This window comes from Shewanella sp. 11B5, assembly GCF_002836795.1.
GTDB lineage: Bacteria > Pseudomonadota > Gammaproteobacteria > Enterobacterales > Shewanellaceae > Shewanella > Shewanella frigidimarina.
Genome location: NZ_PJAP01000178.1, coordinates 1 through 1,098, shown reverse-complemented (window position 1 = coordinate 1,098; position 1,098 = coordinate 1). Strand labels below are relative to the sequence as shown.

General features: G+C 37.3%; 2 protein-coding genes. Both read right to left on the bottom strand.

Annotated features, from left to right (window positions below; genetic code table 11):
• On the bottom strand, positions 1-588 hold a 588-nt coding region (locus CXF78_RS01450), incomplete at its 3' end, for a response regulator (RefSeq protein ID WP_145991327.1).
• An 11-nt stretch (positions 589-599) separates the two neighbouring features.
• A partial coding sequence (locus CXF78_RS01445; RefSeq protein ID WP_102035759.1) for a response regulator occupies positions 600-1,098 on the bottom strand: 499 nt, incomplete at its 5' end.

Sequence of the window (1,098 nt, the reverse complement as noted above, 5' to 3'; positions counted from 1 at the left end):
CAGTACCTGTTTATCTAAACTCTCACTGAATAATCTTAGTAAAAACTCAGGAGTGCAATAAGGAAACACATCTGTGAGTATCATGCTGCTCGAATCAAAATTAAATATTTGCTTGGCAACACCATTTAACCTACCAAACTGGCCATTAGGATAAAGCTCAATTAAAGCCTCTGCACTATTGGCCATTAACTGATTTACTTCATACTCCTGAAACTGTTGATGATATGTGTAAAAGGCTTTTACAACTTCAGATATAAGCGCTGGCTCATCCCAAGGTTTTTGCAAAAAGCGAAATGCAGTACCCGAATTAAGTAAAGCCAGAATTGAATTAAAATCAGTAAAACCACTGAGGATCATACACAGGCTTGCGGGGTATTGAGCTTTAATGGCGGCTAGTAATTCAGAGCCATTCATCATTGGCATTCTAAAATCTGAAATGATTACCTGACAATTTTCTTGCGCCATAATGCTAAGTGCGTCTAGACCACTATTTGCTTTAAATACAGTGTAACCCGCTCGAGTAAATACTCGCTCTAAAGCACGTAGAATAGCTACTTCATCATCAACAATTAGCAGCTTATTTGTCATTTCATTCACGCTCAATTTAACAGACTTATTATAATCGAACGCAGTTTGTCGTTGTCAAAAGGTTTCGATAACACTGCGTTAGCGCCAAAATCTAATGCTGTTTGCAAATCATTCTCTGATAAACCCGAAATCACCACAATTTTTATGTCTGTAAGTTCTGGTTGTTGACGAATAAACTGTAAAACGTCAAACCCATCAAGACCAGGCATAGACAAATCCAATGTCACTAAATCGGGTTTGTCGCTTAGTATTTTTACTCCAGCTTGAAACCCATCAGCAGCAAAAATAATCTCATACCCACTAGAATGTAAAACACGACGTATGGCATTACGAATTTCTGTTTCATCATCAATGATTAAGATCCGCTTTGCTTTACCATGGACAGAATTTTTAATGGCACTATGTGCGAGAAGTTCTTCTGGAACAGGCATATTTTGATGTTGAAGAAAATGAATAAAATCAGCCAATATTACTCGATAGTTTCCTCGTCCAGGTAGTTTATGTCCTTTT